Origin of the sequence: Paraburkholderia mimosarum LMG 23256 = NBRC 106338, from assembly GCF_000739815.1 — a bacterium.
GTDB classification, from domain to species: Bacteria; Pseudomonadota; Gammaproteobacteria; order Burkholderiales; family Burkholderiaceae; genus Paraburkholderia; species Paraburkholderia mimosarum.
Genome location: NZ_BBJJ01000279.1, coordinates 1 through 1,581, shown reverse-complemented (window position 1 = coordinate 1,581; position 1,581 = coordinate 1). Strand labels below are relative to the sequence as shown.

At 59.1% G+C, this 1,581-nt stretch carries 1 protein-coding gene and 1 pseudogene; both read right to left on the bottom strand.

Annotated elements, in window-relative coordinates:
* Positions 1-55: 55 nt before the first annotated feature.
* A pseudogene (locus BMI01S_RS44425) lies at positions 56-1,067 on the bottom strand (IS6 family transposase).
* Positions 970-1,407 carry a transposase gene (locus tag BMI01S_RS42790; protein WP_042293383.1) on the bottom strand — a complete coding sequence of 146 codons (438 nt, stop codon included), beginning with the start codon at positions 1,405-1,407 and terminating at the stop codon, positions 970-972. Before BMI01S_RS42790 ends, BMI01S_RS44425 begins: the two are co-directional and overlap by 98 nt.
* Positions 1,408-1,581: the final 174 nt, after the last annotated feature.

Below are 1,581 nucleotides of genomic sequence, written 5' to 3'. Positions count from 1 at the left end.
GGGTTGTGTCGCGATAGCGGAGTGGGCGAATAATGATCTAGTTGATCCGGATTCCTTATTTCGCAAGCGAGTAAAATTGCTCGGCGACGCTGCGACTATTGTCTCCCTTCATCTGACCTTTGCGGATCATGTGCATGATCTCGATACCGGAGAGGATGATACGCGCACATCGGAAATCCTTGAAACCCATCATCGGCCTGACCATCCTTTTGATCGCGCGATGGTCCTGCTCCACAATATTGTTCAGATACTTGATCTGCCGGATCCGGATGGGCGTTTCCCGTTTGGCGTTCAGGGCATCGAGCGCCGCCAGGTTCGCGCCGCTCTTGTCGATTGTGACCGTCTCAGGTTCGCCGTTACGCTCGATCGCCTTCTCGAAGTAACGCCGGGCAGCGACCTTGTCACGACGGGCACGCAGCAGGAAGTCGACCGTGTTGCCGGCCTTGTCCACCGCGCGGTACAGGTACTTCCACTGGGCTTTGTCCGGATGGGTACAAGTTCCCGTGCTATGGACGCGACTATGCATTTTTGACGCAAATCGGTTTGCCGAAGGCGTTCCACCGGTTCAGCAGGTTGGCGATGATTACGCCTTCGCCTTCCTGCAACGCAAGCTCCTGCGTCAGCAGGCGCTCGCCGATGCAGCGCTTGATGCGCGAGATCTGTGCCTCGACCAGCGAGCGCACACCGTAGCCGTATTTCTTGTGAAATGCATAGATGCCTTTGTCCTCGATGTATCTGACGATCTGGTCATGCCGGCGGGTTCGCTCCTCGCCGTGTACGACAGCGTGAGCTGGCGGTGGGATGACGGGCGTCACGCCCGCGCCTGAAAGCGCTTCGGTACGCTCGATGCTGTAGTACGCGCCATCGGCAATCACCCGATCCATCGGCACATCAGCGGGCAGCACGGCGTCCATTCCTTCGCTGTCCGATACTTCTGTAGTGGTGATGCGGATCGCGTGTACGTTCATGTCAGCGTCGATCGACAGATGCATCTTGCGCCACGGCGTGCGCGCGGCCTTCTGACCGTACTTTTCCTCGTACCACTGGCTTGCCCGCCCAAAGCTCAATCCCGTGCTGTCGACGATGAGACTGATCGTCTCGCCGCGCGCGAGACGCCGGGCCAGCTGTTTCGCAACGCTGCGTGACGCTCACCTCCAGTGAAGCGAACCGTTCGCCCAGCTGACTGGCGCTGGGCACCGGGATGTCCAGCCCGCGAGTCTCCCAGTAGTCCTCCATATAGCCGGTGATCTGCCGCATCCCCCAGCCGAACAGCCGGTAGAAGGTAAAGATCAGCTCGATGTACGCCGTGGTGTAGGTCGGCTCACGCCCCGACATGCCCGGCGTACGGATCTTTGCGTTGATAAGCTGCGCCTTCAGATCGCCGCCCGCCACATACAGGCTGATCATGCCGCGCTTTCTCAGGCTCTGGTTAACGCCCGCGCGTTCGTCACCCGGTACCCCGGCTTCTTGCGCTTGCGCGGTTCACCCGTCTTTAGTCTGGCTTTATATGGCATTATTCAAGCTGGCTTCATGATGTTGCGCTTCTACACAACCCGCAGCATCTTTGCAATACCCCCATCC